Below are 24,514 nucleotides of genomic sequence, written 5' to 3'. Positions count from 1 at the left end.
GAAACTCTTTCAATATATATGTCATTTAGACGTGGACATGTATGCGTGCTATGTGGGACCTAACAGGATCTCGGTACTCATATCTCATATCCCACATCTAAAAAGATCTTTAGGTGCCTATATCGGCGGTGTCTACCTCTTCCCATTCCGAACAGAGCAGTCAAGCCCGCCAGAGCCGATGGTATTGCCGTAACAGGTGGGAGAGTAGGTCGGTGCCTTTTTTTATACGGAAGCCCTTGCTGGAAACAGTCAAGGGCTTCTTTCGTTTAGATCATATCTCTTTTCCGGAAGATCTTTTATTTGTCCCCGGTTCTTTTATCTCCCTTTGCTGATATTATGTTCCGGCCGATGTTCCCTATGAAGAAGCGCCGGGCAGGGAAACCCTGGGGAACAGCTACGGAACAAGGATCCAAAAAACCATTCAGAATAGCATTCCTCGAAAGAACTGGGTTATGATCTAATCCCACAACCGATCTGAATACATTTGACTGTTAAAAATACATGTCGATGGTAGGTTATTCACGGCGATCCGAAGTTTTAGGAAAAACGATACATCATTGCGATGGCTAGAGTCGCCGGAGGTGGGGCATATATCATAGGACTGACTTAGCACATGTTAAATTTCTCTTTGGATGGAGCTGAAGAGAACAAGCAAAAGGAAATCGAATGGGCAACACGTAATCCATGCGAGCGAGTTTGGCTATTCTGTCTATTATAAATGCCTATTTGCCGCCAGAATGAATCATAATGGTATAAGAATCTTAACTGTCTTGCATAGCGGGGTATCCCGAAGGAGGTATAGCGAGGAGAGAACAAAATACGACAGAAAATTAGGCGAAAAATAAGGGTAAATCGAGTTTCCAATGTGCTTTCCATAGTAATAATAACCTAGCGATTCTATTGGCGAAAGTGACAGATATCACTTTTATTCCTGGACTTTTGTACAGTAAACTATTTTATTTCTTACATTTTTGATTTAAATATCTTGAAATCAACCAAAACAGACGACAGAAAACAGATTATCGCAATTTATATAAAGTGATGTACATCACTTTTGTACGCCTTGTACATCATTAGATTGTCATAAAATGCTGCTTACTTTTGATTCAGAATCAACAATTTAAGTAATGCAGTTAGAGCAATTTAATTACGACAATAAAATTGTCAGAAATTTCGGAATCGCTACCATTATTTGGGGGATAGTTGGTATGACCATAGGATTGCTTGTGGCAACGCAGCTTGTTTGGCCTCAAATGAACTTCGGATTACAATACACAACGTTTGGCCGTGTACGCCCAGTACATACCAACGCCGTGATATTCGCGTTCGTAGGTAATGGTATTTTTATGGGAGTCTATTACTCCTTGCAACGGGTACTTAAAGCGCGAATGTTTAGTGATGCTTTAAGCAAGCTCCATTTTTGGGGTTGGCAGTTAATTATTGTCGCCTCGGCTATCACTCTTCCACTAGGACTTACTTCAAGTCACGAGTATGCCGAAATGGAGTGGCCAATTGATATCGCAATTACCCTTATTTGGGTAGTGTTTGGGATCAATATGTTTGGTACAATTATCAAAAGGCGTGAACGTCATATGTACGTCGCAGTTTGGTTCTATATTGCCACATTTGTTACGGTAGCGGTATTACATATCGTCAACTCCATTCAACTGCCGGTGGCAGGATGGAAAAGCTACTATGTGTATAAAGGTGTACAAGATGCACTTGTGCAATGGTGGTATGGCCATAATGCTGTAGCGTTTTTCCTAACTACTCCTTACTTGGGAATGATGTACTACTTTTTGCCAAAAATGGCTAATCGTCCGGTTTATTCCTATAAATTAAGTATTCTGCACTTTTGGTCATTGATCTTTATCTATATCTGGGCCGGACCTCACCATTTGTTATATACCGCATTACCAAGCTGGGTTCAGTCCCTAGGCGTAGTATTTTCGATTATGCTAATTGCACCAAGTTGGGGCGGTATGATAAACGGTCTGTTGACCCTGCGTGGTGCCTGGGATAAAGTACGGACTGAACCTATGTTGAAATTTATGGTCGTCGCACTGACCTGTTACGGTATGGCAACGTTTGAAGGACCGATGCTGTCTTTAAAGCAGGTAAATGCGATTGCACACTTTACCGATTGGATCGTTGCGCATGTACATGTTGGTGCATTGGGCTGGAATGGTTTTATGACATTCGGTATCCTCTATTGGCTAATCCCACGTATTTATAAAACAGAACTTTACTCTAAGAAATTAGCCTCAACTCACTTTTGGATCGGTACACTTGGAATTCTATTTTACGCTATTCCGATGTATTGGGCAGCGGTTGTACAAGGGCTAATGTGGAAAGAGTTTACACCAGAAGGCGTTTTGAAATATCCAAACTTCTTAGCAACAACATTGGAAATTTTACCAATGCATATGATGAGAGCTTTGGGTGGGGCACTTTATTTATCAGGTGTCTTCCTGATGACGTTCAACCTGATTAAGACCATGAAGCAAGGTAAGCTCATGGCCAATGAGCCTGCTGAAGCACCAGCTTTATTACCGGTTCAGGTCAATGAACAGTCCCAGCACCGTCGTCTTGAGCGTAAACCCATATTGTTCATGGTACTGGCGCTTATCGCGATTCTGATTGGTGGTATGGTTGAGATGGTTCCTACATTTACCATTTCCAAAAACGTACCGACGATTGCAAGTGTGAAGCCTTATACAGCACTGGAACTGCAGGGACGTGATCTTTATGTCAGAGAGGGCTGTGTCAATTGTCATACACAAACAATCCGCCCGTTTAGATCGGAGACTGCCCGTTACGGTGAATATAGCAAAGCTGGCGAATATGTATACGATACACCATTCTTATGGGGATCGAAACGGACCGGGCCGGATTTACATCGCATTGGTTCCAAATATCCAAATAAATGGCATTTTGATCATCTTTTGGATCCAACCATAACTTCTCCGGGAAGTATTATGCCTTCTTATCCTTGGCTAATAGACCAGCAGTTGGATAACTCTATTTTGAAAGATAAAATGGAAGCTCTCCGCAAATTGGGAATCCCCTATACGGATGTGGCGATAGCAAATGCGGAACAAGATCTGCATAAACAGGCGCAAAAAATTGCTGACGATCTGAAACAGAATCAAGTCAATGTATTGGCCGATCGCGAAATTATAGCAGTAATCGCTTATTTACAACGACTCGGAACGGATATAAAAGCAGCTCCGAAAGCGGCTGAGGATGTTAACGTAATTCAATAAGACTATGTTTAAACAAATCACAAATTTGAACGGAAGTGAGCTTTACCTTATTGTATCACTTTGGATATTCCTGATTTTCTTTATTTCGGTCGCAATCATGTTGTTTCGCATGAAAAAGGACTATGTAAACTATATGAAGGAGCTGCCTTTGGAGGAGGAAACTGAAAAGGAAACGAATCATTCACCTGAAAGTATATAGTATATGAGTTTATTATTAGATACTGCACCTGCTACAGTAGAAGTCATTCCGTCTTCTTCGGGTTTTGGTACAGATAATTTATACACAGATATCTTAATTATCGTATTGATAGTCGTGATGTTGGCCCTTCTGGCCTCGGCACTCATGGTTAACCGCGCAATGAAATCCATTATTAAGATTACGATGCCTGAATTGGTTAAAGAGGAAGAGCTCAAGAAATTAGCCAATAGAGGATGGTTGAAACGATCTTGGAATAAGATCATGGGAATAAGACCTATCTCTGAGGAAAAGGACATAGTCATCGATCACGAATATGATGGTATCCGGGAACTGGATAACCCCATTCCAATCTGGTTTAATTTTTTGTTTTATGGAACAATCTTTTTTGGGGTGGTCTACTTATTCATCTATCAGATTTCCGGGATTGGTATGAATCAAGATCAGGAGTACGCGCATGAGATGGTTGTTGCGGAAAAGGAAAGACAGGCGTATTTAGCTGCTTCTGCCAGCAATGTTGATGAAAATACGGTTGAATTTGAACCAGACATGGCGGTTGAAGGAAAAGCAATATTCGCTGCAAACTGTGTCGCCTGTCATGGTGGAAACGGGGAGGGCGGTATTGGCCCCAACTTGACGGATAAATTTTGGTTGCATGGCGGTGAGATTAAAGATCTCTTCAAAACTATTAAGTACGGTGTTCCGGATAAAGGAATGGTGCCTTGGGAGCAGACCCTAAGTCCGGCGCAAATTGCACAGGTGGCAAGTTACATAGTTACGCTGAGGGATACACACCCTGCCAATCCAAAAGAACCACAAGGAGAAGAAGTTACCTACGGAAATGCTGAGGGTACAACCAAAGCAAATGACGGCACTGGGGCAGAAAAAAAAGCTGAATAGTAAATCAAGATTGAAATGAGTACAGTAGTAGTTAATAATGCCAATAATGGTGGATCTAAGTCAAAAAAGAGACAGTGGATCTATGCAAAAAAACCGCAGGGAGCACTTTATAAAAAGAGACAGTGGGTTGGTTATACACTACTACTGTTCTTATTTGTAGCTCCCTTCGTCAAGATAAATGGTGAGCCGTTCTTAATGTTCAATATTATTGAACGGAAATTCTCGATTTTAGGAAACCTTTTTTACCCCCAAGATCTCTATATATTTGTTTTTGGGATGCTGATCGTCATGGTCTGCGTGGTGTTATTTACAGTGGTCTTTGGACGTGTCTGGTGTGGATGGACATGTCCACAAACAATTTTTCTCGAACTGATCTTCAGGAGGATAGAATATTGGATCGAAGGGGATTGGCAGCAACAAAAAAAGGGCGATGAAGGTCCCAACACCGATCAGAAACAGATGAAGAAGCTGTTGAAGCATGGCATATTTCTGATTATTTCGTTTTTTATATCGAACATCTTTTTGGCTTATATCATCGGTTCGGATGCATTGATTAAAATAGTCACCGATCCATTGGATCAGCATATTGCCGGCTTAATCTCCATCATCGTATTCACGCTGGTATTTTATGCGGTATTTGCCTATATCAGGGAAATCGTCTGTATTGCAATTTGTCCCTATGGAAGATTGCAAGGTGTCCTTCTGGATGATCAAAGTATCACAGTGGCCTACGATCATAGACGTGGTGAACCCAGAGGAAAGCAGCAAAAAGGCGCTTCTACCTCGCATGGGGATTGCGTGGACTGCAAACTCTGTGTGCACGTTTGTCCTACAGGAATTGATATCCGCAAAGGCCTACAATTGGAATGTGTGAGCTGCACGGCATGTATTGATGCCTGTGATGCTGTTATGGAAAAAATCGGAAAGCCCAAAAAGCTGATCGGTTTTTACCCCATGGGGGAGATTGAAGGTACGCTCAAGAAGAAAAGCAATATGCGGGCGGTGGCATACACCATTGTCTTGGTGCTGTTGCTATCGGTATTTGGTTTTTTGCTGTTCAATCGCTCCCAGGTTGATGGTCGATTGTTACGGGCAAAAGGAAGTACCTATCAGCTTCGGGATGATAAGACAATCAGTAATCTTTACGCCCTGGAGTTAATTAACAAATCTGGCAAAGAGATGCCTTTTCGATTAGTATGCGAGGATCCGAGACTCAAAATTCAACTGGTTAATCCTATCCAAAAGCTTGGTAAAGATGGACATGCAACTTTAAGCTTTTTTCTGATTATCGCGAACAAGGATGTCGAAACATATAAAAGTAATATCAAATTATCTATCTATTCAGGAGATAAAAAAGTTGAAAGCTTAAAAACAACTTTTATTGCTCCTCCCGGGATGAATTAACAAATAGAACAATGAATTGGGGTACAAAAATTTTTTTGATCTTAGCGGTATTTATGTTGTGCATCGTTGCGGCTGGATTTTACATGGTCACTCAAGATACGGACAGCTTAGAAGAAGACGATTATTATGAACAAGGCTTGAATTATGATCAGGCTTATGAAAAAAAACAGAATGTGCTGAGCATGAAAGAGACGCCGACGGTTGAGCTCAGAAAAGATACACTTTATATACATTTTGTCTCGAAAGTGAACAAAGGGAAACTATTATTTCGTAAACCATCGGATAGTAAGCTGGATAGGGAGCTGCCATTCCAGACAACGGGCAATGTGCTGGCATTGCCTATTTCCACATTCGACAAAGGAATGTGGAATTTGTATGTTGACTGGAAAAGTGAAGGCAAGGATTTTTTATTTGAGGAGCATATTTTATTTTAAACCGGGAGCATGAGCTATACCTACTTTGCATTCTTTATGGGTTTATTTGGAAGCATACATTGTGCTGTCATGTGCGGTCCCTTAATTTTTGCCATTGAGGGCAGGCATGGGCTGAGTTGGTCTATTTTTCTGAACAAGGTAATGTATCAATTAGGCCGGGTTTTGACCTATGGTAGTCTGGGATTTCTTTTGGGAACCATTGGTACATTTGCACAAATTCAGGGCTGGCAACGCGCATTGAGCTGGGTCACAGGGGTAATATTGGTGCTGATCGCTGTGTTTCAGCTTGTAGGGAAAAACAACCTTATTATAGCCCGCTTGCAGACTCGTTCCGTGCAGCCCTTTGTCAGACTTCTGTCGAAATGGTTGTATAGACCGGGGGGGAGTTTTATTGCGGGCATATTGAACGGATTATTACCTTGTGGTATGGTATATATGGCCTTAATGTCCGCAATGAATGCCGACAGCCCACAACAGAGTTTCCTATTTATGTTGTGTTTTGGATTGGGGACTATTCCACTGTTGTTTTTGTTTTCCTTATTGGGGAACTTCTCCAGATCTTTCAAAATTAGCTTTTCAAAATGGGTACCTTTTTTATATTTCCTATTGGGGATCTGGTTTATACTTAGAGGGGCGAACTTAAATATCCCTTATTTAAGTCCTCTTATCCATATTGACGGTGCAATAAACTGTGCTTAAGGGCATACAATTTGTCGGGGCTAAGTATTATATTTGATATTAAACTTAGCGCATCATATGGAGGTACTTCATTATATTTTACAAATTGCTTTACAATATTACTGGATTCCCTTACTTGTCTTATATATTGGTGTAATCGGCACCATCTTGATTGAAAACCGTAATCCTGCCAAAACGATCGCTTGGATTATGGTGATTGTTTTTCTGCCTGTAATCGGTCTGCTCAGTTATTATTTCTTTGGTCAAAAATTTAAGAAAGTTAAAAGAATGAAGCGGATGTACCGCGAGCAATCAAAAAAATTACTAGATGCCTGGCGCAAGGAATCGGAAATTATGGAGGAACATATTGATACCCTGAACGAACGCATAGGGAGTTTGGCTATGGTCTATCGGTACCTCAAAAACCAGAAAATATCCACATTCTCCCTAAATAACGATGTGACATTGTTTATTAATGGCGAGGAAAAATTTCCGGTATTGATTCAGCAACTGAAAGATGCGAAACATTCCATTCATATGGAATACTATATCTGGGAAATGGATGAGGTCGGACGCGAAATATTGCAAATATTAGAAGAGAAAGCAAAAGCAGGAGTGACAGTACGTTTGATCCTGGACAGTTTTGGTGCTCCTGATGTAATTAAATATTTACATAGACATAAGCCTGATTTTCTTTTTGAGCCCTTTCTTCCCGTCACTTTTTCTTCCTTGGCCAATAGCAATTATCGAAATCACCGAAAGATTGCGGTCATCGATGGAAAAGTAGGTTTTGTTGGGGGAATCAATATTTCAGATCGTTATATCAATAATGGAAAAAATGACATTTATTGGCGCGATACAGCAATGATGATCATTGGAGCGGCCGTAAATACCTTGCAAATTCAGTTTTGGAATAGCTGGAATCAAACGGATGCAGAATCATTTGAACTAGGTAAAGGCTATTTAAATAGATTTCCGATCGCTGATGAGGACGCGAGTGGTGTTGGCTTTACAGCGAGCGATCCCGGCTCTCCGGCTCCATTCAATATGGAGGCAATTATTGCCGGAATCAATGAAGCAAAGGAATATGTACAATTGTGTACACCTTATTTTATTCCGAGTGATCAACTGACGACAGCATTGATGCTGGCAGTTTCTTCAGGGGTTCGCGTTGATCTGATGTTGCCGGCAAAATCTGATTCCTTTTTTGTACAGCATGCTTCCTTTTCCTTTATCAAGCCGCTGCTCGAAAGGGGAGTAAATGTATATCTTTATACCAAAGGATTTCTACATGCCAAAACGATCTGTATCGATGGTAAACTAGCCTATATTGGCACGACCAACCTGGATATCAGAAGTTTTTATATCAATTTTGAGATATCGGGGATTGTTTCTGACAAAGCGCTTTGTGAACGTCTGAACAATCAATTTCTTGTGGATATTGAAGCTTCGGATTTAATTACAATTCGTAAATGGATGCAAAGAAGCCGCTGGAAACGGGGGGTCGATTCCATCTGCCGTTTATTGGCGCCTTTACTTTAGCAGTTTGCTTGAATGCAGGTATAATGTTATAATAAATGTTAAAAATGCCATAATAGGACTGGCCTTTGGGTAAAATTGAATATATTTAGCTATTCTTTTTTTAATTCTAAGACTTTCAATGAAGCACATAAAACTATTGACTTTATCGATAGGGATTTTAGGAGTCGGGTCAACATACGCACAGACTGCACCTACATTACCTATTAATACGATCGTAGAACGAGTTCAAAAATATTTTCAAGGTTACCCAACAGAAAAAGTACATCTGCACTTTGATAAACCTTATTATGCCGTGGGGGACACGCTATGGTTTTCTACTTATTTATCCCGGAATCTTCCAGAATATGAGCCGAGCAAAATCGCCTATGTAGAAGTTTTGAATAGCCGCGATTCACTTATTCAGACCTTTAGGGTTCCGTTGGATAAAGGTGTTGGAAATGGCCAGATGGTGCTCGATCCACAGTTCATGGTGCAGGATAACTATCGCTTCAGAGCTTATACCAAATGGATGTCAAATTTTGACGCTTCTTACTTCTTCAATAAAATTGTTCCAATAGGTGATGTGATCAATAAGAAATTGACCACAAATATTGAATTTCAGAATAACCTCAGTGGAAATAAAAGTCAGGCTGTCATACAGTTCAGGGATCGAACAGGCAAGCCTATGATTAATTCAAAGATCAACTGGGAATTTGTGTCTGGATGGGAAACTGTCGATAAAGGCAAAGGTGAAACGGATGCCATGGGGAAGGTGACGATCAATTTATCGGCAAAAGAAAAGACCAATCTGGAGAAAGGACAATTAAAGGTGAGTATCCAGGAAAATAAAAATGAAAAACCGCTGTCCAGTTCTTTTTTACTGAAAAATGCCCTCTGGGATGCGGATGTGCAATTTTTTCCTGAGGGTGGAGACTTAATCGCCGGACTTGCTAAAAAGGTGGCCTTTAAAGCTGTGGGATCTGATGGCAAGAGTCTGAAAGTAAAAGGTTCAATTCTCGATTCAAAAGGAAAATCTGTTGCAGAATTTGAAGATTTTGGATCGGGAATGGGGTATTTCTCCTTGTTGCCTTTAGCTGGAGAAAACTACCAGGCAGTCATCAAATTTGACAATGGACAGGAACGTAAATATAAGCTTCCGGCTGTTGCTAATGATAAGGCAAATGTTGTATTTGTCAAACAGGATGAAATAAATGCCGAATTTGCTGTTGTGACTAGCGAGGATAATTTTTCGAAAAACCCTGCTCAATCTTACTATGTATTGGTTCAGTCGAATGGTCATCTCTGTTTTGGCGCTCAGGTTAATCTAAAATCTTCATCTGCGCTGGTCAATATTCCAAAAGAAAGATTACCTAACGGTATCGTTCAGGTCACTTTAATGACTCCTGACGGCAAACCTGTAAGCGAACGCCTGGCATTTGTACAGAGTGAGAAATTACTCAATATTCAGATCGCCAGTGACAAACAAAGTTATAAAGCGAAAGATCTGGTCAATTTAAAGCTTTCCGTTGATAATAATGGACAGAAATATCCAGGCAGTTATTCTGTTTCAGTAATTGATGAGTCTAAGGTCCCTTATAATGACCAAGCTGACCTCTCCATCGTGAGCAATTTCCTGCTGACTTCGGATCTGAAAGGAAATGTCGAAAACCCGAATGCTTATTTTGATGAAAAAAATCCAAACCGCGAAAAGGCCTTGGATGCCTTATTAATGACACAGGGTTATCGCCGTTTTGATTATCCTGCATTAATCGCTGAAAAGTTACCTCCGGTTAGTTTTCTTCCTGAACAAGGGATCGAGTTATCGGGGATTCTGCGCATGAATACCGGTCGTCCATATCCGAATGGAGGTCTATTGTTGTCTGTACCTTCACGGAATATCAAAAAGGATGTATACACCGATCAAAATGGCCGATTTACATTCAAAGACCTTGTTTTTCCTGATTCATCTAAAGTGACTGTAAATGCGCGGTCAAACGATAATTACCGGAGCTTGGTGATCAATATGGATCAGAGTTATTATCCCGAAATAGATAAGAATAATGGCTATAAAAGCTACTTTGTTCCCAATATAGACCAAGCAATTGCGCCTTATCTGGATAATAGCCGAAAAGAGTATCGAAAATCCATTCTGTTGGATGAAGTAGAGGTGACGGGAGTTCAGAAAAAGGTCATCACCAATAAGGATTTTCCATCGATTTCGGGTTTGTCTATGCCTGAACATCGTATCGAGCCAGAACGCTTAACAGGGTGTAATGTGTTGACTATGTGTCTGCAGACTGTTTTAACGGGAATCACCTACGACCCCCAAACATTGAAATATTATGTTTCGCGTGATTACAATGCGGGTGGACGTACCCCCGTTCAGTTTTTCCTAAATGGTATGGCCATAGACGAGCCCGGATTGAATAGCATCAATGTGGCGGATATCGAGGGAATAGAAATCTTTTTGCGTGACGAATTGGGCACGGTATCAAGAATGTATCAAAACAATGGTGTTGTCTCTATTTATACTAAGAAAGTGGAGGCCAAGAAACCTCGGATGGCTTTGAGTGAAATTGAGAAACTCCTGCCAAAATCGAATGTTATAGACATGTTCCCACTAGGCTATGTTAAAGAACGTAAGTTCTACACGCCAAAATATGATACACCAGAGCGAAAATCGGCAAACGACCTACGGACCACCATTTATTGGAATCCGAAAGTAACGGTCACCGAGACTGGTGAGGCCGCCGTTCAATTCTACAATGCGGATGGAAACGGCAATTATAAAGTGATTGTCGAAGGGATGGATCAGACGGGTAATATCGGTCGAAAAGTGATCAACTATCGCGTACAGCCCTAATGAGATTGAGCTTAACGTAATACAATAGAAACGCTGTTCTTGAAAAAGGGCAGCGTTTTTTTAGCACAAAAAAACACCTCCTTGATGGGCAAGGAGGTGCAAACTAACCAATTATAAACCTAAATTATGAAAAGTATTTTGTCGCTTTTGAAAGCGTTTATCTTCTTATTTGTAAAGTATATTTCAAATCCTATGCCAAATTGATTCTGGGTCTATCTGGCAGTTATTTCTAACAGAAATGTTATAAATAGATCCGGTAAATGCAATCGGCAAGCAGCTGTTTTTGATCGGAAGGAACGATAGATGCCCAGTAGAAGAATGAAATGACTAGTGGAGGTCGTATTCCTAACGTTGATTACGCGAGTGACCCTGTTGATCCAAATGGTAATAACATTGCCTACAGCGTGGTTCATAGGCTTCCTTTTCACCGAGTAGCACGGTTTGTGTGTCATCTGTGAGCCGATAAGAATAATTCGCTGGAGCGCCGCATTGCATGCATACTGCGTGAACTTTGGTGACATGTTCAGCTACCGCCATCAAACTAGGTATTGGACCGAAGGGTTGACCTTTATAATCCATATCCAATCCGGCAATAATCACACGAATTCCACTGTTTGCCAATTTGACACATACTTCTGTCAATCCGTCATCAAAAAATTGTGCTTCATCTATGCCAACAACTTGAGTAGCCGAACTCAATAGCAGGATTGCTGAAGAATTTTCAACCGGAGTAGAGGGGATACTATTGCTGTCGTGGGAAACGACCAATTTTTCATCATATCGTTTATCGACTGCAGGCTTGAAAATTTCAACGTTTAGGCGTGCATATTGTGCGCGTTTTAGCCTGCGTATCAATTCTTCGGTTTTGCCTGAAAACATTGATCCACAGATAACCTCAATACTTCCATATCGAGCCGGTCTCAATGTCAGATTATGTTCGGAAAAAAGCATTTGATTAAATTATTTTTTTCGGATGGCCAGCAAATAAGGTATTATTTGTCCATAGACCTCCTATTATATTCTGTTTTTGACAATGCTAATATCAGAATTAAATATTAAATTTGAGTAGCAAAAAAGTGACTGCAAATTCAAATATTTATAAATCAAAGGATTGAGTTTTCCACTTTTTAAGGTAAGGAATGTAAAGGAATTATAAACGATTAACAGGCGATTTCAAATAGAATTATGGGTACTAAAGAAGAAATTTTTAATAAGATAGGAGATTTATTACAGGATTTGAATGCACAGTATTTGGATTTGTCGGAAAAAGACGGTACTGCTGAATTGAGTGATTGGGTGAGTTTGGAAGCGAAAGCGCAATCTGTGGCAGCTTATGTCACTTTACTTAAGACAGACACTGTATTACAAGGCGGGCAAGTTCAAAATACCTTAAAAGAATCGGCGTTGGAGAGCAAAAAAATAGCGTTCAATGATTATTTTACACCACCTTCTTCGATACGGATAGCTAACCCGCCCATTGTTGAAACTGAAAACACCGCACAGCATATTGTGGATAGCGGCACATCTAAAAACTCAAATGAAGCTGCTGTTGAAGCACAAGCGGAAGTAGAAGAAACAGTGGATCTGCCAGCAGTCTCGTATACACCGAAGATCGCTGATGAGGCTAATTCAACAGCCGTTGATCAGGCTCCACCTACAACACCTGAAGCTGCTGTAGAACCTGTTGAGGAAAATCAGTATACCATAAATGAACCCAAGATAGATCTTATTGATGAGGAACCAGTGGTGGTGACCGAGGTTATAGAAGAACCAAAACAGGTGATCATCAAAGAAGTTCAAGAGAACCTTATCCAGGAAGAAGTCAATACGGTAATGGAGGAGGCTCCTTCCAGACCGCTCACCTTAAATGAGATTATCTCACAGCAAAAGCAGGCTGGAGTACAGAACCGGGTATATCAAGTCAATCAATCCGGAAGTTCAGATAAACTGACAGACATCAAAACCGGAATAAGTTTGAACGATAAGCTTTTATTTATTAAAGACTTATTTAATGGTTATAGTTTGGCTTATAGCGAAGCGGTAGAGTTATTAAACAGATTTAGCAGCTATGCAGAAGCTGATGCATTTTTGCAAACCAATTATGCGATCAAAAACAGGTGGGCAGATAAACCCCATACTGTTGAAAAGTTATACGAGGTATTGCGGAGAAGGTATAGCTAGTGCGTAATTTCATCACAAAAAAAGCATCTTTAATCAATTTAAAGATGCTTTTTTTGTGAAAGAGATATTAAATTGTTCGCTACTATTTCAATTGAAATTGTAACCAGTCTTTGCCTTCGTGGCCATAAACGAAATATTTTGGCTGAAAGATCTCCGCTAAAGATTCCAGCTCCGTAAGGTAATCGTATCCCGGGGTCTGGGCAAAACCGGGTTTTGTCATGATAAAAAGCTGATCGAGTTCAATAGCCTTTGATTGTGCAATTGAGGGATCATTTAATAATAGCGGAATATGGGTAAATACAGTTTCGTCGCTGTCGATAAGGATAATTTTATCTGCCTCATGCGGAGTTGTCGTAGGAATTCCGCCTGCTATTTTGATAGACTCCTGAAGATAGGCCGATTCATTGATTTCCAGTGGTTCAATTTGATCTAAAACCAATACTTTGGGTCTGTCACTGGCCGTTATAAATTTGAGCTTGTGAATCAAGATGCTGGTTTCATCTTCTATTTTTTCGATAAGCTCATTGATGTTTTCTTCGCTGTTTAATTCTTCGCCAAGCGTATTGATATAAGTAATGACGTCTTCGATGCTCACGATTGCCGATTGCTTTGCTGCTAACTTAGCGTATGTTTCCGGTGAGAAAGTGCTATTATTTAGATTCAGCTGTTCCAAAAAATGGGCAACTAATTTTTCCTGATTGCTTTGCATGCTGCAAAAATACAAAAAGGCGAGCATTAGCGAAAGTAAATTAGCAATAGTAGGTATTGGAGGATTTTTGTAAATTGGCATCAAATAAATGTGATAGATATGTTTGACAAATTATTTCAGGCACAGCAAAAGGCAGAAGAAATCAAGAAAAGACTAGATACAATTTCGGTATCCGGTGAGGCTGAAGGTGGTTTGATCCGAGTAGTAGCAACAGCCAATAAAGAGATTAAAGAGATTACGATAGATCCTGTTTTTTTGTCTAATGCAGATAAAGAAGAATTGGAGGAATTATTGGTTGTTGCTTTAAACAAGGCAATCATCCAAGCAGAGAATATCAGTCAGGCTGAAATGCAGGCAGCGAGTAAGGATATGTTAGGCGGTTTAGGCGGCTTATTTAATCAATAGCAATATGATCATGAAAGCAACTTATTACGGTCAATCTTGTGTTGAGTTTGATTTTGATGGAACGAAGGTATTATTGGACCCGTTCGTAACGTATAATCCACTGGCGAAAGCAATTGATGTAAATGCGATTAAGCCCGATTACATCTTTTTAAGCCACGGACATCAGGATCATGTCGCAGATATGGCGACCATCCAAAAGAATAGCGATGCTACAGTATTGGCCATTGTAGAAACAGCGGCATGGGTAAGAAGACAGGGCGTGCCTGACGAAAAGGTGATTGAGTTCAACCTTGGCGGAACGATACAGCTGCCTTTTGGCACTGTCAAGATGGTTTATGCTGCACATACGAATAGTACGCCCGATGGCCAATATGGTGGATTTCCGGTTGGATTTGTCTTTAATGTACAGGGGAAAAAGATCTATTTCGCCGGCGATACGGCATTGACCATGGAAATGAAGCTGTTGGCAGATCTGAAATTAGATTGGGCATTTTTACCAATCGGTGGATATTATACCATGGATGTAGATGACGCGATCAAAGCAGCGGAGTTTATTAACTGTTCACGTGTGGTAGGGATTCATTACGATTCATTTCCGCCAATTCAGATTGATAAACAAAAGGCTTTAGACAAATTTCAAAACGAAGATATTTCACTGTCTCTTCCAAAAATAGGAGAAACAATAACGTTGTAAAAGATAAAAAGAAAAGGCCGAACTAGTTCGGCCTTTTTTTGCTTAAATAAGTTCTGTGCAGCTATGTGGCACTCATTTTCCGCCTAGGATGAGATAACGATTTTCTTGAGATCTTCTAAGCTGAAAAGGGGAGTGTCAATGATTTTGTTTTTAAGGATCTGTTCCTTATTCTCTTCAAAATAGAACAGCTTCCATTCACCATTTTTGTATTCTAAACTACTGAGATTTTCGATCCAATCACCGGAATTCATATAGGTGCAGGTGCCTTTTCGGGTGATAACTTCCTTTATTTGGGGTTGATGAATATGACCGCAGATCACGAAATCATAATTTTTTTCAATCGCCAGTTCCGTTGCTGTATGCTCAAAGTCCGAGATGTATTTGACGGCCTTTTTAACAGAGTTTTTTATCTTTTTTGAAAGCGAATATTTCTCTTTTCCCATTTTATCCAGGCAATAGTTAATGACATTGTTGAGCTGTATCAGCTTATCATAACCCCAGCCGCCAAGTTTTGCCAGCCATTTTGAGTGATGGATGGATGCATCGAAAACATCCCCGTGAAAGATCCATACTTTTTGATTATTGAGTGAAAGAAGGAGTTTGTTGCTCAGTTTGATATTACCAAGTTTAAGATCCGTAAATTTGCGGAGCATTTCGTCGTGATTGCCGGTTATGTAATGGACTTCGGTACCCGTTGAGCTCATGTCAATGATCTTCTTGATAACCTTTAAATGATCCTGCGGAAAGTAGCTTTTCTTAAATTGCCAGATATCGACAATATCGCCATTGAGGATCAATATCTTGGGTGCGACAGATTCCAGGTAAAGTAAAAGTTCTTTGGCTCTACTTCCGTATGTACCTAAGTGTATGTCTGAGAGTACAAGTATATCAAGGCTTCTTTTCATCGGAATAAACTATAAATATTCTTTTTACAAAAAAAAGGTAAATTTATTGTGTACTGATGAAATTCCTGTTATTAAATCATTAAAATATCCTGTAAAGCGGTATAAGTAAGTTTATTAGAATTTAATATTAGCTTTTTTATTCAATAAAAAAGGTGTCTGATCTGGATCAGACACCCTATAATATGTTAAAGATTATTTACCTTCTTATTTGGCAACTGCAGCTGCTCTATCAATGTGGAACTGGACAAGATCATCAATTGGAGAACGCAGGATTTTACCTACTTTCATACCATATTGTTCTGCCTTTTCAGCCAGTACGTTTCTGAAATTGTAACCTACTGAACCAATGCAATTGAAGGTATAGCTTTGATAATTAGGGTATTTGCTGACTAAATTTCTAAAGAAAGCTTCAAATGCTTCATCGACGATATTACGTGTATACTCAATGTTCACATTGTTGTCATAGACGAATTTGCTGAAACTTGCACAGAAACGGTTAGGCATTGGTTTGGTATAAACCGCATCCATGATTTCGTCTTTTGTCATTTTGTACGTGTTCCAAAAAACTTCTTTGACATCTTTGGGCATTAAATTACGAACATAGTCTGCAAGTAATTTTTTACCAATATAACTACCCGATCCCTCATCACCTAAAATGTAAGCTCCGGAGTCAATATTTAATGTAATTTCTTTACCGTCATAGAGACAAGAATTTGTTCCTGTACCCAAAATTGCAGCAAATCCGGCTTGAGATCCTAATAATGCTCTTGCAGCAGCAAGTAGATCGTGTCCTACTTCCACTTTCGCTGTAGTAAATACTTGTTTTAAAGCATCAACTACAATTTGAGCTTTTTCTTTATTATGGACACCAGCACCATAATAATTTACTTCCGCGATTTTTTCAAAAGGTAAATCCTGCGGTAATCCTTTTTTTAGGGAGTTTACAATGTATTCACTGTCAACAAAATAAGGGTTATAACCCTCGGTATTGAAGTAGATCTTTTTATTTGAATCATCTAACAAACACCAGTTTGTTTTTGTTGATCCCCCGTCAGCAATGATTATCATTATTGAGTAGTTTTAATTGTGTTTATCGTTATAAAATGAGTAATCAATTCATTAATCAATTCCCCGAAAATACATTTTTTAATTTTAAATATCATAACTTATCCATGTATTTTTAAAAAAATAAATTTTAAGAATTTGCTCATTATATAAAAAAACTGGCTTAACGGTGTTGTTAAGCCAGTTTTTGAATAGTGTAATAAAATTGTTTAAATAGTGTACTATTTACAATTAGTTGATGCGCTTAGTGACCTCCTTCAGCCTCGATTTCATCAATATTGATTCCTTGTTTGGTTAAAATTCCTTTGACAAATACCGCAAAGAAAACAATATAACAGAATCCGATTAATGGTAGGATATAGGAGTTGTGTATTCCGATAAGATCGGCCAATTTTCCTTGGATAGGAGGAAGGACACCACCACCAAGAATCATCATAACCAAGAATGCTGAACCCTGAGCGGTATATTTTCCAAGACCAACGATTGATAAACTGAAGATGGATGACCACATAATTGAACAAGCAAGACCTCCTGATAAAAATGCATAAATAGCAATTGTACCGGAAGAGAAAAGCCCGATTAACATGGCAATGATTCCAAATAAACCAAAAATAATCAATGTACGTGCAGGTTTTTCTTTACTTAGGTAGAAAGCCACGATTTGCAGAATAATACAGATCACATAGTAATAAAGGTGTGACATTTCGAAGCCTGCAAGTGTATTAACACCAACAATGATCGAAAACGCAACCAAAGGGACAACGATTAGTAAGCCGTTTTTAGTCGATTTGCTCAGGTTGAATGCTGTAATTGCACCTGCCCATCGACCAATCATCATACTTCCCCAGTACATGGATACATAGGGTGTGATCTGAGAAGATTGTAGGTGACCAAATTCTTTTAAAGTCAACAACTCACCTAAGTTGCTACCAATCGCTACTTCAATACCAACATAGATAAATAATGCAAGCATTCCCAATGCTAATTGTGGGTATTTCATTGCTCCCCATCCTTCCGGATTCTTTTTAGCACTTCTGTTTGAAAAGAGTAAGCCGCCGATGACAACGATTAAAGCACCTGCTAACCATAGCATACGTTGTGTTTCCAGCGGTTTGGCAACTTCCTTAATGTGTGCTTTTAATTGATCTATCTGAACCTGGTCGGTCAGGCTTGCTACTTGTTGGTGTAGTTGTTCGATGTGCAATGCAAGGTCACTCTTGTAACTTAAAAATACAGGTGCGAACATGCCAAATAATAACACCGTCATGATGATCAAAGTGCGTAGAGCCTTGTTAGCTTTTTCCATTGGCTCATTGCTGATTCCAGCCGGTACTTTTTTGCTAAAGTTGAACAATGCCGCAGCGAGGAGAAACAACAGACCCACACCAACGTAGAGGTAGACCACTTTATTTAAAGGTAGATTGGCAATCTCAGAATCAGAAATAGGTTCAAATGTTCCGAAAAGGGAGAACCCAATCACTAAGGGGCCAATGGTTGTTCCAAAGGAGTTGATACCGCCACCAAGGTTGACACGGGAAGCTCCTGTCTTTGGATCCCCTAATAAGACGGCGAAGGGATTGGCTGCAGTTTGCTGCAAGGAAAATCCCAGTGCAACCACAAATAACCCCAACAACATGCCAATATATAGATTCACCTCGACTGCCACTATCATTGCTGCCGCACCAAGTGCTGAAAACAATAGACCATAAACGATACTTTTTTTGTAACCCCATTTTCCAACGAGATCTTTGCCGCCTATCGAACTAAAGATGAAAAGGAGCAATGCACCGATATAGTATGCCGTATAAAAGGCAAAGTCTATAAGTTGCGATTGAAATTGGTCCAGGTGAAAATAATTCTTGCAGAATGGGATAAATACGCTATTTCCCGCCGCAATAAACCCCCAAAAGAAAAACACAATAATCAATGTGTAGAGTGCGGGGTAATTGGTTTTAGTTTGTTGCTGTTCCATATAAGGGATCTAAAAACTTAAATTTTGAAAGGTACGAACTTATGAAAAAAAATATAAAATTCAATCTAAAAATGTTGTTAAATCGTTTTACTAGCTACAATAGTAAATATTTTTTTTGAAATATTTTGAAATAACAAAATTTGTTTTTTTCTTTGTCTAGGTTCTCAAGATTTAATCCACTTCGGTTTAAAAGAAATCATTAAGTTCTTCATTCACTTAAACAAGGAAACAAGCTTAAGTGTGTAATCAGAATAAAGCTCAAAAGAAAATCCAAAAATCATACACAACACATTAATGGATATTAACGAATTAAACGCTAAACTCGTATCGGAATTGCGCGAGATTGCTAAGTTGATCGGTATCGCAGATGCTGATAAATTGCGTAAGCAAGAATTAATAGAAAGAATTAGCAATACCGGTGGGGAAGAAGAAGCAGCTCCGGCTTCTACAGAAAATGTTGCTAAAGTGGAGGAAGACAATCAGGAACAGGCTGAACGTACACGTAAACGTGTGAGAACGGTGAAAACCGCAGAGCCTGTGACTGTAAGAAAACGTGAGGCTGTCGAAAGTGAAGAAAGCAGTCCCGCGGTAGATACAACTCCGACAACAGATAAAGGTTCCCAACCTGAAAAAACTCTTCAAACTCCTAAAGCTGAAAATACTTCTTCCAGTACAGATTTCGACAATGTTATCGTTAATGAGGGTGTTTTGGAAATTATGCCTGATGGCTATGGTTTCTTGCGTTCTTCGGACTATAACTACTTGACATCTCCGGATGATATTTATGTATCACAATCTCAGATCAAATTATTTGGTTTGAAAACAGGGGATACCGTTCGTGGCTGTATTCGTCCGCCAAAAGAAGGTGAGAAATATTTTCCTTTGGTTAGAGTAGAAGCTATTAACGGACAGAATCCTGCAGAAGTACGCGACCGCGTGCCTTTTGACTATTTGACCCCATTATTTCCGGATGAGCGCTTAAATTTAGATATGGGTATGGGTAATTACTCTACACGTATCATGGATTTGTTTACACCTATCGGAAAAGGTCAACGTGGACTGATTGTTGCGCAACCAAAAACAGGTAAAACAAATTTGTTGAAGGAAGTTGCTAACGCAATCGCTAAGAATCATCCTGAAGTATACCTTATCATCTTATTGATTGATGAGCGTCCTGAGGAGGTTACGGATATGGCAAGAAGCGTACGTGCGGAGGTTGTTTCATCTACTTTTGATGAACCTGCTGATCGTCACGTAAAGATTGCTAATATCGTATTGGAAAAAGCGAAGCGTATGGTAGAGTGCGGTCACGATGTGGTTATCCTGTTGGATTCCATCACTCGTCTCGCTCGTGCTTACAATACTGTTGCTCCGGCTTCGGGTAAGATCCTGTCCGGTGGTGTGGATGCAAATGCGCTACATAAACCAAAACGTTTCTTTGGTGCGGCTAGAAATATCGAAAACGGCGGCTCATTGACAATCCTTGCGACAGCCTTGACAGATACAGGTTCCAAAATGGATGAGGTGATCTTTGAAGAATTTAAAGGAACTGGTAATATGGAGCTTCAATTGGATCGTAAATTGGCAAACAAACGTATCTTCCCTGCAATTGACATTACAGCATCTAGTACGCGTCGTGATGATCTATTGACAGACAAAGAATCATTGCAACGCATTTGGGTGCTTCGTAATCACTTGTCGGATATGAATTCTACAGAAGCAATGGAATTCTTACAGGGACAAATGCGTGGTACTAAATCAAATGAAGAATTTTTGATCAGTATGAATGGGTAATCCCATCAAATTTTGATATTTTAGCCATCATTTCTAACCGAATGATGGCTTTTTTTATAAAAAATAAATCACTTAGATGAAAAAACATATTCCAAATTTGCTGACCTGTCTGAATCTTTTTAGTGGTTGTATTGCTGTGCTGATGGCCTTGGAGGGGAATCTTAAAGCAGTGACCATCTGTGTTCTTGCCTCTGGAATATTTGATTTTTTCGATGGCATGGTTGCCAGACTACTCCATGTAAAATCACCTATTGGCAAAGAATTGGATTCGTTGGCTGATATGGTCAGTTTTGGATTTTTACCGGGTACGATCATGTTTACATTGTTGCAGAAAGCGCTTCCTGATGCTTCCTTACTGCCGTATCTAGGGTTTATTATAACCGTATTTTCGGCTTTGCGTTTGGCCAAGTTTAATTTGGACGAACGACAAACTTCAGATTTTATTGGACTCAATACCCCAATGAACACTTTTTATGTACTTTCATTGCCTTATATTGCGGATAAGTATCCTGAACTCATTATAAATCCAATATTTTTGATTTGTAGTGCACTCTTGACCAGTTACTTGTTGATTAGCGAGATTCGGCTGTTTTCGATGAAATTCAGTTCAATGGACTGGGCGACGAATAAATATCGCTTTATTTTTCTATTCTTAACTTTGGTTTTATTTGCAATCGGGCAGTTTATGGCTTTGCCAATTATTCTACTTTTGTATTTTATACTGTCGGCCTTGCACTTCAATAAAAAAAACGATCTGGCTTAGATCGTTTTTTCGTATTGTTCAAGTTCGAATAACAGTTCTTTCATTTCGATATCCAAGACGTGAAAAGTCGCTCGGAGTCCCTCTAAGGATTCCTGATTTTTGGCATTCATTTCCAATTCTTCAAATTTGGCTTTTAAATGGAATGCCCCGATATAGTCCATCGTCGGTTTGATGTGGTGAGCGGCATCAGCAATTTTTTGATGGTCACCTTCAGCTAGTGCATTTCGTAAGTTGTCCAAATCTACGGGGGTTTGAATAAGATACATTGATACAAATTGTTTGATCAAATCTGAATTGTCAAACATGTTTTGCTTGATCAGGTCAATGTCAATATGGTTCATCGTTGCTAATTTTCTTTACGGGTAATTCGTCCTTGCAGTTATGCAATAAATATACGTTATTTTTTTTGTAAACGGGGTGAATGTAGTCCGGCGCTATTTCTGCTAAGGGCGCTAAGGTGAACCGTCGTTCTGAAATAAACGGATGTGGTATAATTAGATTTGGGTAGTTGACAATTTCGTCGTTGAAATAAAGTAAATCAATGTCAATCGCTCTTTGGCCCCATTTCTTCAGACGTACTCTTCCCAGATCCAATTCAATCTGCTGTGTGCGATTCAAACAATCCATTGGGGATAAACCGGATTTTATTAAGATGACCTGATTTAGGAATGCGGGTTGGTCTTCAACACCCCAGGCGGCGGTTTCATAAATGGAAGATGCCATCAAAATTTCTCCAACCTGTTTTTCAAGCGCTTGCTTTGCCCGTAAAAGTTGTCGCAGACGATCTCCCAAGTTGGTCCCTAATAATATAAAAATCTTATTCATCCTACTAAATTAAGGCTTTATAGAATAAAATACTGGGGGAATAAAAAATATTGCACTACCTTTAGTGTAAAATAAATCTTTTCATTTGCAAGATTGTAAAAATTGGGATTAATTATAAAATATGAGATCATTTTTTAAGTATGTATTGGCTACGATTACAGGGATTGTGATATCTTTTGTGATTTTGTTTATTGTTGTTATGGGTATCATCGGGGCGCTTATCAGTTCGGCGTCTTCGGAGCCGGAGGTTGTTGTCAAAAGCAATTCGGTGTTATTTCTATCCTTTGACTATGATATCAATGAACGGAACGACAATAATCCTTTTGGAAGCTTAAATCTTCCGGGATATTCCACAAAGAGTATTGGTTTGGATGATATCCTGGGTAGAATCAGATATGCCGCAACGGACGGGAGTATTAAGGGAATTTATATCGATGCGGGAAGTATCGGGACTGGTTTTGCGAGTTTGAAAGAGGTGCGGGATGAACTGCTGGCTTTTAAGAAAACAGGGAAGTTTATCGTTGCTTACAATGCCGGCTACAATCAAAAAGCATATTATGTGGCGAGTATTGCGGATAAAGTGTATGTCAATCCACAAGGAACCATTGATTTTAGGGGGCTTGGGAGTTCGACCATGTTTTACAAAGATCTATTGGATAAAGTGGGGGTAGAGATGCAGATTGTGAAAGTAGGTACATTTAAGAGCGCGGTGGAGCCCTTTTTCTTAAATAAAATGAGTGATCCAAACCGTCTACAGGTAACATCATATCTGGGAAGTATATACGAAACTTTTATTAATGAGATTTCGACAAGCCGGAATATTCCTGCGGACACGTTACGCGGTATAGCGAACAATTACTTGGTTAGAAGTGCAGATGATGCGGTGCGCTATAAGCTCGCGGATGCTAAGATTTATAAAGATGAATTGTTGGCTGATTTAAGAAAACGACTGAAGATAGGGGAGAAGGAAGAAATATCATTTGTTTCGTTATTAGATTATAATAGGAAGCTGAAGGACGATGGTAGTGGATCTGAGGTGGCTGTTCTTTATGCGGTTGGAGAGATTGTGGATGGCGAAGGGACGCGCCCGGGTGAAATTGGTGGCGATAAATTTTCAAGGGAATTACGTAAGTTGAGAGAGGATGACGCTGTCAAGGCTGTTGTGTTGCGTGTGAATTCTCCCGGAGGCTCAGCCCTTGCCTCGGACATCATCTGGCGTGAGGTCATTTTGACTAAAAAGGTTAAACCTGTCATTGTTTCAATGGGTGATGTTGCCGCTTCAGGAGGATATTATATATCGGCTGCTGCCGATTCAATATTTGCCGAGCCAACGACCATCACAGGATCAATCGGCGTATTTGGTGTAATACCGAATTTCCAGAATTTAATGAACAATAAAATTGGCGTGCACTACGACGGTGTGAAAACCGGAAAATTTGCGGATTTGAATACGACTTTTGATCGTCCTTTGACAGCTGAAGAAAGGGATATCATCCAGCGTGAGGTTGATAAGGTATATGCTACCTTTACAAAAGTTGTAGCGGAAGGGAGAAAGATCCCCTTGCCAAATGTTGATAGCATTGGTCAAGGCCGGGTCTGGACAGGTGCTCAGGGCTTAAGTAATAAATTGGTTGATCGTTTGGGCAATCTTGATGTTGCTATTCAGGCAGCAGCTAAAAAGGCTAATCTAAACAAGTATAAAGTAACGCAATATCCTGAAAAGGAAGATCCGTTCACTTCGATATTGAACAATTCAAAGGAAAAAGTTCAGGCTTGGGTAGCGAAAGAACAAATGGGCGAATACTATCGTTATTTCGATGTGATGCGGCAGGCAACTACACAAAGTGGTATTCAGGCAAGGTTACCTTACACCGTAGAAATTCATTAATGATAATTTAATCCGATAAAAAGGCATTTATTTGATGAAAATAAATGCCTT

The 24,514-nt window shown here is 39.7% G+C and carries 21 protein-coding genes and 1 rRNA gene; 15 read left to right on the top strand and 7 right to left on the bottom strand.

Translation table 11 applies throughout. The features are described 5' to 3' along the window. Positions 1-109: 109 nt before the first annotated feature. From rrf to G6053_RS21140, 9 genes are all read left to right on the top strand, one after another. Positions 110-221, top strand: a 5S ribosomal RNA gene (gene rrf / locus G6053_RS21180). A 906-nt stretch (positions 222-1,127) separates the two neighbouring features. Next, on the top strand, positions 1,128-3,266 hold the full coding sequence (gene ccoN, locus G6053_RS21175) for a cytochrome-c oxidase, cbb3-type subunit I (RefSeq protein WP_108632969.1): 2,139 nt from the start codon (positions 1,128-1,130) through the stop codon (positions 3,264-3,266). 4 nt (positions 3,267-3,270) lie between these two features. After that, the gene (locus G6053_RS21170) at positions 3,271-3,465 is read left to right on the top strand and encodes a hypothetical protein (protein WP_108632970.1); all 195 of its coding nucleotides are present in this window, start codon (positions 3,271-3,273) and stop codon (positions 3,463-3,465) included. 3 nt (positions 3,466-3,468) lie between these two features. Continuing rightward, positions 3,469-4,362: a cbb3-type cytochrome c oxidase N-terminal domain-containing protein gene (locus G6053_RS21165; protein ID WP_165308335.1), complete on the top strand. Its 894-nt coding sequence runs from the start codon at positions 3,469-3,471 to the stop codon at positions 4,360-4,362. Between the two features lie 15 nt (positions 4,363-4,377). After that, positions 4,378-5,766, top strand: a complete 1,389-nt coding sequence (gene ccoG, locus G6053_RS21160) for a cytochrome c oxidase accessory protein CcoG (protein WP_108632972.1) — start codon at positions 4,378-4,380, stop codon at positions 5,764-5,766. Between the two features lie 11 nt (positions 5,767-5,777). Then, positions 5,778-6,200 (top strand): FixH family protein, encoded by a 423-nt coding sequence (locus G6053_RS21155; protein WP_108632973.1) that lies wholly within the window; start codon positions 5,778-5,780, stop codon positions 6,198-6,200. Positions 6,201-6,209: 9 nt separating this feature from the next. Continuing rightward, positions 6,210-6,899: a sulfite exporter TauE/SafE family protein gene (locus tag G6053_RS21150; RefSeq protein ID WP_108632974.1), complete on the top strand. Its 690-nt coding sequence runs from the start codon at positions 6,210-6,212 to the stop codon at positions 6,897-6,899. A 57-nt stretch (positions 6,900-6,956) separates the two neighbouring features. Then, positions 6,957-8,420 (top strand): cardiolipin synthase, encoded by a 1,464-nt coding sequence (cls, locus tag G6053_RS21145; protein WP_165308333.1) that lies wholly within the window; start codon positions 6,957-6,959, stop codon positions 8,418-8,420. Between the two features lie 118 nt (positions 8,421-8,538). Beyond that, on the top strand, positions 8,539-11,262 hold the full coding sequence (locus G6053_RS21140) for a carboxypeptidase regulatory-like domain-containing protein (protein ID WP_241254790.1): 2,724 nt from the start codon (positions 8,539-8,541) through the stop codon (positions 11,260-11,262). 345 nt (positions 11,263-11,607) lie between these two features. Here G6053_RS21140 and G6053_RS21135 read toward each other — a convergent pair whose 3' ends face one another. After that, positions 11,608-12,213, bottom strand: coding sequence for a thymidine kinase (locus G6053_RS21135; protein ID WP_108632977.1), 606 nt, complete (start codon positions 12,211-12,213; stop codon positions 11,608-11,610). Positions 12,214-12,447: 234 nt separating this feature from the next. Here G6053_RS21135 and G6053_RS21130 point away from each other — a divergent pair, with 234 nt between their 5' ends. Next, positions 12,448-13,443, top strand: a complete 996-nt coding sequence (locus G6053_RS21130) for a hypothetical protein (RefSeq protein WP_165308331.1) — start codon at positions 12,448-12,450, stop codon at positions 13,441-13,443. Between the two features lie 82 nt (positions 13,444-13,525). Here G6053_RS21130 and G6053_RS21125 read toward each other — a convergent pair whose 3' ends face one another. Beyond that, complete coding sequence (locus G6053_RS21125) at positions 13,526-14,152, bottom strand: hypothetical protein (RefSeq protein WP_165308329.1); 627 nt, start codon at positions 14,150-14,152, stop codon at positions 13,526-13,528. 99 nt (positions 14,153-14,251) lie between these two features. On the opposite strand from G6053_RS21125, the gene G6053_RS21120 reads away from it, so the two are divergent. Beyond that, the gene (locus tag G6053_RS21120) at positions 14,252-14,557 is read left to right on the top strand and encodes a YbaB/EbfC family nucleoid-associated protein (protein WP_165308327.1); all 306 of its coding nucleotides are present in this window, start codon (positions 14,252-14,254) and stop codon (positions 14,555-14,557) included. A gap of 10 nt (positions 14,558-14,567) precedes the next feature. Continuing rightward, a complete protein-coding gene (locus G6053_RS21115; protein ID WP_165308325.1) occupies positions 14,568-15,251 on the top strand; it encodes a metal-dependent hydrolase in 684 nt (227 codons plus the stop codon). 83 nt (positions 15,252-15,334) lie between these two features. Here the strand turns inward: G6053_RS21115 and G6053_RS21110 are convergent, their stop codons facing one another. From G6053_RS21110 to G6053_RS21100, 3 genes are all read right to left on the bottom strand, one after another. Beyond that, positions 15,335-16,156 carry a UDP-2,3-diacylglucosamine diphosphatase gene (locus G6053_RS21110; RefSeq protein ID WP_120260579.1) on the bottom strand — a complete coding sequence of 274 codons (822 nt, stop codon included), beginning with the start codon at positions 16,154-16,156 and terminating at the stop codon, positions 15,335-15,337. A 204-nt stretch (positions 16,157-16,360) separates the two neighbouring features. After that, positions 16,361-17,224, bottom strand: a complete 864-nt coding sequence (locus tag G6053_RS21105; RefSeq protein WP_104380805.1) for an N-acetylglucosamine kinase — start codon at positions 17,222-17,224, stop codon at positions 16,361-16,363. Positions 17,225-17,465: 241 nt separating this feature from the next. Next, on the bottom strand, positions 17,466-19,193 hold the full coding sequence (locus G6053_RS21100; protein ID WP_165308323.1) for a sugar MFS transporter: 1,728 nt from the start codon (positions 19,191-19,193) through the stop codon (positions 17,466-17,468). A gap of 294 nt (positions 19,194-19,487) precedes the next feature. Here G6053_RS21100 and rho point away from each other — a divergent pair, with 294 nt between their 5' ends. Next, the gene (gene rho, locus G6053_RS21095) at positions 19,488-20,987 is read left to right on the top strand and encodes a transcription termination factor Rho (protein ID WP_108632983.1); all 1,500 of its coding nucleotides are present in this window, start codon (positions 19,488-19,490) and stop codon (positions 20,985-20,987) included. Between the two features lie 76 nt (positions 20,988-21,063). Continuing rightward, on the top strand, positions 21,064-21,750 hold the full coding sequence (gene pssA, locus G6053_RS21090) for a CDP-diacylglycerol--serine O-phosphatidyltransferase (protein WP_165308321.1): 687 nt from the start codon (positions 21,064-21,066) through the stop codon (positions 21,748-21,750). Here the strand turns inward: pssA and G6053_RS21085 are convergent. Further along, the gene (locus G6053_RS21085; protein ID WP_108632985.1) at positions 21,747-22,091 is read right to left on the bottom strand and encodes an Hpt domain-containing protein; all 345 of its coding nucleotides are present in this window, start codon (positions 22,089-22,091) and stop codon (positions 21,747-21,749) included. The genes pssA and G6053_RS21085 overlap by 4 nt on opposite strands. Then, a complete protein-coding gene (gene folK, locus G6053_RS21080) occupies positions 22,078-22,575 on the bottom strand; it encodes a 2-amino-4-hydroxy-6-hydroxymethyldihydropteridine diphosphokinase (RefSeq protein ID WP_165308319.1) in 498 nt (165 codons plus the stop codon). Before folK ends, G6053_RS21085 begins: the two co-directional genes overlap by 14 nt. Positions 22,576-22,696: 121 nt before the next feature. Here folK and sppA point away from each other — a divergent pair, with 121 nt between their 5' ends. Beyond that, complete coding sequence (gene sppA, locus G6053_RS21075; protein WP_165308317.1) at positions 22,697-24,463, top strand: signal peptide peptidase SppA; 1,767 nt, start codon at positions 22,697-22,699, stop codon at positions 24,461-24,463. The last annotated feature ends 51 nt before the right edge of the window (positions 24,464-24,514 follow it).

Source organism: Sphingobacterium sp. DR205, assembly GCF_011064245.1.
GTDB classification, from domain to species: domain Bacteria; phylum Bacteroidota; class Bacteroidia; order Sphingobacteriales; family Sphingobacteriaceae; genus Sphingobacterium; species Sphingobacterium athyrii.
Note: the sequence above shows the minus strand (reverse complement) of the source record. Positions and strands in the feature narration are given on the sequence as shown.

Excerpts from the sequence above, each read along its gene's own strand:
- ccoN (WP_108632969.1), top strand. The coding sequence starts at position 1,128 with ATGCAGTTAGAGCAATTTAATTACGACAATAAAATTGTCAGAAATTTC.
- G6053_RS21170 (WP_108632970.1), top strand. The coding sequence starts at position 3,271 with ATGTTTAAACAAATCACAAATTTGAACGGAAGTGAGCTTTACCTTATT.
- G6053_RS21165 (WP_165308335.1), top strand. The coding sequence starts at position 3,469 with ATGAGTTTATTATTAGATACTGCACCTGCTACAGTAGAAGTCATTCCG.
- ccoG (WP_108632972.1), top strand. The coding sequence starts at position 4,378 with ATGAGTACAGTAGTAGTTAATAATGCCAATAATGGTGGATCTAAGTCA.
- G6053_RS21155 (WP_108632973.1), top strand. The coding sequence starts at position 5,778 with ATGAATTGGGGTACAAAAATTTTTTTGATCTTAGCGGTATTTATGTTG.
- G6053_RS21150 (WP_108632974.1), top strand. The coding sequence starts at position 6,210 with ATGAGCTATACCTACTTTGCATTCTTTATGGGTTTATTTGGAAGCATA.
- cls (WP_165308333.1), top strand. The coding sequence starts at position 6,957 with ATGGAGGTACTTCATTATATTTTACAAATTGCTTTACAATATTACTGG.
- G6053_RS21140 (WP_241254790.1), top strand. The coding sequence starts at position 8,539 with ATGAAGCACATAAAACTATTGACTTTATCGATAGGGATTTTAGGAGTC.
- G6053_RS21135 (WP_108632977.1), bottom strand. The coding sequence starts at position 12,213 with ATGCTTTTTTCCGAACATAATCTGACATTGAGACCGGCTCGATATGGA.
- G6053_RS21130 (WP_165308331.1), top strand. The coding sequence starts at position 12,448 with ATGGGTACTAAAGAAGAAATTTTTAATAAGATAGGAGATTTATTACAG.
- G6053_RS21125 (WP_165308329.1), bottom strand. The coding sequence starts at position 14,152 with ATGCAAAGCAATCAGGAAAAATTAGTTGCCCATTTTTTGGAACAGCTG.
- G6053_RS21120 (WP_165308327.1), top strand. The coding sequence starts at position 14,252 with ATGTTTGACAAATTATTTCAGGCACAGCAAAAGGCAGAAGAAATCAAG.
- G6053_RS21115 (WP_165308325.1), top strand. The coding sequence starts at position 14,568 with ATGAAAGCAACTTATTACGGTCAATCTTGTGTTGAGTTTGATTTTGAT.
- G6053_RS21110 (WP_120260579.1), bottom strand. The coding sequence starts at position 16,156 with ATGAAAAGAAGCCTTGATATACTTGTACTCTCAGACATACACTTAGGT.
- G6053_RS21105 (WP_104380805.1), bottom strand. The coding sequence starts at position 17,224 with ATGATAATCATTGCTGACGGGGGATCAACAAAAACAAACTGGTGTTTG.
- G6053_RS21100 (WP_165308323.1), bottom strand. The coding sequence starts at position 19,193 with ATGGAACAGCAACAAACTAAAACCAATTACCCCGCACTCTACACATTG.
- rho (WP_108632983.1), top strand. The coding sequence starts at position 19,488 with ATGGATATTAACGAATTAAACGCTAAACTCGTATCGGAATTGCGCGAG.
- pssA (WP_165308321.1), top strand. The coding sequence starts at position 21,064 with ATGAAAAAACATATTCCAAATTTGCTGACCTGTCTGAATCTTTTTAGT.
- G6053_RS21085 (WP_108632985.1), bottom strand. The coding sequence starts at position 22,091 with ATGAACCATATTGACATTGACCTGATCAAGCAAAACATGTTTGACAAT.
- folK (WP_165308319.1), bottom strand. The coding sequence starts at position 22,575 with ATGAATAAGATTTTTATATTATTAGGGACCAACTTGGGAGATCGTCTG.
- sppA (WP_165308317.1), top strand. The coding sequence starts at position 22,697 with ATGAGATCATTTTTTAAGTATGTATTGGCTACGATTACAGGGATTGTG.